This window comes from Xanthomonas sp. SHU 166 (assembly GCF_000364685.1).
In the GTDB taxonomy this organism is placed as follows: Bacteria; Pseudomonadota; Gammaproteobacteria; order Xanthomonadales; family Xanthomonadaceae; genus Xanthomonas_A; species Xanthomonas_A sontii.
On record NZ_AQOJ01000532.1, the window covers coordinates 1 to 5,133 of the forward strand.

Annotated in this window: 4 protein-coding genes; all 4 read left to right on the top strand. The window is 70.8% G+C overall.

All coding sequences use genetic code 11. From position 1 onward, the window contains the following. The first annotated feature begins 26 nt into the window (after positions 1-26). Positions 27-2,669 carry a leucine--tRNA ligase gene (gene leuS / locus D180_RS13660; protein WP_017913234.1) on the top strand — a complete coding sequence of 881 codons (2,643 nt, stop codon included), beginning with the start codon at positions 27-29 and terminating at the stop codon, positions 2,667-2,669. Between the two features lie 124 nt (positions 2,670-2,793). After that, complete coding sequence (gene lptE / locus D180_RS13665; protein WP_017913235.1) at positions 2,794-3,408, top strand: LPS assembly lipoprotein LptE; 615 nt, start codon at positions 2,794-2,796, stop codon at positions 3,406-3,408. A gap of 101 nt (positions 3,409-3,509) precedes the next feature. Continuing rightward, positions 3,510-4,544, top strand: a complete 1,035-nt coding sequence (holA, locus tag D180_RS13670) for a DNA polymerase III subunit delta (RefSeq protein WP_017913236.1) — start codon at positions 3,510-3,512, stop codon at positions 4,542-4,544. Between the two features lie 23 nt (positions 4,545-4,567). Further along, positions 4,568-5,133, top strand: a 566-nt coding sequence (gene nadD, locus D180_RS13675) for a nicotinate-nucleotide adenylyltransferase (protein ID WP_051064831.1), incomplete at its 3' end; no start/stop codon positions are given.

Consider the following 5,133-nt stretch of genomic DNA (forward strand, 5'->3'; position numbering starts at 1 on the left):
TTGCCGCCTGGCCCTTGCCCGTTTCCATGTCCGCCGTCGAGCCCACCGCCTACGACCCGCAGCAGGTCGAATCCTCCGCCCAGCAGTTCTGGGACGCCACCCGCGCCTTCGAGGTCGACGAGACCTCCGACAAGCCCAAGTTCTACTGCCTGTCGATGCTGCCGTACCCGTCCGGGGCGCTGCACATGGGCCACGTGCGCAACTACACCATCGGCGACGTGATCAGCCGCTACCAGCGCATGATCGGCAAGAACGTGCTGCAGCCGATGGGCTGGGACGCGTTCGGCCTGCCGGCCGAGAACGCGGCGATCAAGAACAAGACCGCGCCGGCGAAGTGGACCTACGCCAACATCGACCACATGCGCAGCCAGCTCAAGTCGCTGGGCTATGCCATCGACTGGTCGCGCGAGTTCGCCACCTGCCGGCCCGAGTACTACGTACACGAGCAGCGCATGTTCACCCGGCTGATGCGCAAGGGCCTGGCCTACCGCCGCAACGCGGTGGTGAACTGGGACCCGATCGACCAGACCGTGCTGGCCAACGAGCAGGTCATCGACGGCCGCGGCTGGCGCTCCGGCGCGCTGGTGGAAAAGCGCGAGATCCCGCAGTGGTTCCTGCGCATCACCGACTACGCGCAGGAGCTGCTGGACGGCCTGGACCAGCTGCCGGGCTGGCCGGAGTCGGTCAAGACCATGCAGCGCAACTGGATCGGCCGTTCCGAGGGCCTGGAGATCCAGTTCGACGTGCGCGACGCCGACGGCAGCGCGCTGGACCCGCTGCGCGTGTTCACCACGCGCCCGGACACGCTGATGGGCGTGACCTTCGTGTCCATCGCCAGCGAGCACCCGCTGGCGCTGCACGCGGCCAAGTCCAATCCCGAGCTGGCCGCACTGCTGGCCGAGCTGAAGCAGGGCGGCGTCTCCGAAGCCGAACTGGAAACCCAGGAAAAGCGCGGCATGGCCACCGGCCTGACCGCGGTGCACCCGATCAGCGGCGAGCAGGTGCCGGTGTGGGTCGCCAACTTCGTGCTGATGGGCTACGGCACCGGCGCTGTGATGGCGGTGCCCGGCCACGACCAGCGCGATTTCGAGTTCGCCAGCAAGTACGCCCTGCCGATCCGCCAGGTGATCGCGCTGAAGGCGCCGAAGAACGACGACGAGCGCAGCTACGACCCGAGCCGCTGGCAGGACTGGTACGGCGACAAGACCCGCGAGCTGGAACTGGTCAATTCCGCCGAGTTCGACGGGCTGGACTTCCAGGGCGCGTTCGAGGCGCTGGCCGAGCGCTTCGAGCGCAAGGGCCAGGGCCAGCGCCGGGTCAACTATCGCCTGCGCGACTGGGGCGTCAGCCGCCAGCGCTACTGGGGCTGCCCGATCCCGGTGATCTATTGCCAGAGCTGTGGCGCGGTGCCGGTGCCGGAAGACCAACTGCCGGTGCTGCTGCCGGAGAACGTGGCCCTGAGCGGCACCGGCTCGCCGCTGAAGACCGACCCGGAATGGCGCAAGACCACCTGCCCGCAGTGCGGCGCGGCGGCCGAGCGCGAGACCGACACCTTCGACACCTTCATGGAGTCGAGCTGGTACTACGCGCGCTACACCTCGCCCGGCGCCAAGGACATGGTCGACAAGCGCGGCAACTACTGGTTGCCGGTGGACCAGTACATCGGCGGCATCGAACACGCGATCCTGCACCTGATGTACTTCCGCTTCTTCCACAAGCTGCTGCGCGACGCGCGCCTGGTGGACAGCGACGAGCCGGCGACCAACCTGCTGACCCAGGGCATGGTGATCGCCGAGACCTTCTACCGGCAGAACCCGGACGGTTCCAAGGACTGGATCAACCCGGCCGACGTGGACGTGCAGCGCGACGACAAGGCGCGGGTGATCGGCGCGGTGCACCGCGGCGACGGCCAGCCGGTGCTGATCGGCGGCACCGAGAAGATGTCCAAGTCCAAGAACAACGGCGTCGATCCGCAGGCGATGGTCGGCAAGTACGGCGCCGACACGGTGCGCCTGTTCTCGATGTTCGCCGCGCCGCCGGAGCAGTCGCTGGAGTGGAACGAGGCCGGCGTGGACGGCATGGCGCGGTTCCTGCGCCGGTTGTGGGCGCAGGTGCACAAGCATGTCGCCGACGGCGCCGCGCCGACGCTGGACCCGGCCGCGCTCAACGCCGAGCACAAGGCGCTGCGGCGCAAGACCCACGAGACCATCGGCAAGGTCGCCGACGACTACGGCCGCCGCCACAGCTTCAACACCGCCATCGCCGCGGTGATGGAGCTGACCAACGCGCTGGCCAAGTTCGACGACGCCGGCGATCAGGGCCGCGCGGTGCGCCAGGAAGCGCTGGAAGCGGCGGTGCTGCTGCTCAACCCGATCACCCCGCACGCCAGCCACGCGCTGTGGCAGGCGCTGGGCCATCCGGCGACGCTGCTGGAGGACGTGCCGTTCCCGCAGCCGGATCCGGCCGCGCTGGTACGCGACGCGGTGACCCTGGCGGTGCAGGTCAACGGCAAGCTGCGCGGCACCATCGAGGTCGGCGCCGACACCCCGCGCGAGCAGATCGAGGCGCTGGCCCAGGCCGAGCCGAATGCGGCCAAGTTCCTGGAAGGGCTGAGCATCCGCAAGATCATCATCGTCCCCGGCAAGATCGTGAATCTGGTGGCGGCGTGAGCCGGCGCGCCGCTGCGGCCGCGTCGCGGCCGTGCGGCGCGGCAGGTCTCAACCCGCGTTCACGCGGCGTACGGCAGGCTAGCCGCCTGTTGCCGCGCCCAGCCGGCTCCTCCAGACTGTGTCCATGACCCGACTCCTGCTCGCTCTCGTCTTCGCGGCGTCCCTGACCGCCTGCGGTTTCCACCTGCGCAACAAGCTGACCCTGCCGGCCGACACGCCGTCGGTGAAGGTGGTGTCCTCGGCGCCGTACAGCGAGCTGGCCAAGCTGCTCGAGCGCGGCCTGCGCGCGGCCGGCGCGCAGATCGCGCCGAAGGACGTCAACACCGGTGTGGCCCGCCTGGAGGTGCTGTCCGAGCGCTGGGGCGATCTGCCGATCGCGCTCGACGCCGAAGGCCGCGCCCAGGAATACAGCCTGCGCTACGCGGCGATCTTCCTGTTCCGCCGCGCCGACGGCAGCGTGCTGGTGCCGCAGCAGGTGATCGAGCTGTCGCGCGACTACGTCTCCCCGCCGACCGACGCCACCGGTACCTCCACCGAGCGCGAGATCCTGGCCGACGAACTGCGCCGAGAGATGTCGGCCTCGATGCTGCGCCGGATCGACAGCGTGGTGCGCGCGCAGGTGCGCGACGGCAAGGACGTCAACGCCGCGCCGCCGTCGATCGACGGCACGCCGGTGGAAGGCAAGCCGGCCGACGGTACCCCGGCCGCAGGCAAGCCGGCGACCACGCCGCAGCCTTGAGCCTCGCCCTGCTGCCTTCGCCGCCGCGCACGGCGGCCACGCCGTTCGCTGCCGGCGCATGGCGTTCGCCGTATGTGCCTGCAGCAGCGTAGGCTGTCGTCATGGAACTGCGCCCCGAACAACTCGCCACCCAGCCGGCGTCGCAGCCGCTGCAGCCGGTCTATCTGATCGCCGGTCCGGAAACCCTGCGCGTGCTCGAAGCCGCCGACGCGGTGCGCGCCCGCGCGCGCGCCGCCGGCATCGGCGAGCGCGAGGTGTTCGATGCCGACGGTCGCGATTTCGATTGGGGCCAGCTGTATTCCAGTTTCAATGCGCCCAGCCTGTTCAGCGCGCAACGCCTGATCGAGCTGCGCCTGCCCAGCGGCAAGCCCGGCAAGGAGGGTGGCGAGGTCATCAGCGCGTTCTGCGCCGATCCGCCGCCGGACGTGGTGCTGCTGATCACCTGCAACGAGTGGAGCAAGGCGCACCAGGGCAAGTGGGCGGACGCCGTCGCGCGCATCGGCACCATCGCCGTGGCCTGGGCGATCAAGCCGCACGAACTGGGCGACTGGATCGAGCGGCGCCTGCGCAGCAAGGGCCTGCGCGCCGACGCCGGCGCGGTGCAGCGCCTGGCCGAACGGGTGGAAGGCAACCTGCTGGCGGCGGCGCAGGAGATCGACAAGCTGGCCCTGCTGGCCGACGGCCAGGGGCTGGACGTGGCGGCGATGGAGTCGCTGGTCGCCGATGCCGCACGCTACGACGTGTTCCGCCTGGCCGAGGCCACGCTCGGCGGGCAGGCGCCGGCGGTGCGGCGCATGCTCGCCGGCCTGCGCGCCGAGGGCGAGGCGGTGGCCGCACTGCTGCCGATCCTGATCAAGGAGCTGCTGCGCACCGCCGCCCTGGCCAAGGTGCAGGCCGCCGGCGGCAACCTGGCGGCGGAAATGAAGGGGCAGGGCATCTGGGAATCGCGGCAGGCGCCGTTCAAGCGCGCGCTGCAGCGCCACGCCGAACCGCGCCGCTGGGAACGTTTCGCCGCCGAGGTCGGCCGCATCGACCGCATCGCCAAGGGCCGCGCCGACGGCGACGCCTGGATCGCCCTGGAGCGCCTGCTGCTGGCGATCGCCGAGGCGCGGGCGGTTCGGTTGTTGGTGGTATGACCGCCGGGAATCGGGAATCGGGAATGGGGAATGGGAACGGCGGCGCTGTGGTCTCGCCGGAGACCTCGCAGCCTGCGGCTGTTGCTTCTTCCCCATTCCCCATTCTCCATTCCCCACCACTGCATCTGATCTACGGCGGCACCTTCGATCCCATCCACAACGGCCACCTGGCGATCGCGCGGGCGGCGCGGGATGCGTTCAGGGTGCCGGCGCGGCTGATGCCGGCGGCCGATCCGCCGCATCGGCCGGCGCCCGGGGCCGATGCGCAGCAGCGCTGCGCGATGCTGGCGCTGGCCATCGCCGACACGCCGGGGCTGGTCCTGGACCTGCATGAAGTGCGCCGTGCGCAGGCCCGACCCGGGGTGGCGTCCTACAGTATCGACACGGTGCGCGAGTTGCGCGCCGAGCTCGGCGCCGACGCGCCGCTGGCGTTGCTGATCGGCAGCGACAGCTTCGTCGGCTTCAACGGCTGGCGCGAGTGGCGGGCGCTGCTCGAGGCCGCGCACCTGATCGTCGCCGACCGCGCCGGCAGCGGCTGGGAGCGGGCGGTGCCGGCGGAACTGGCGCAGGCGGTGGCCGGACGCTGGGC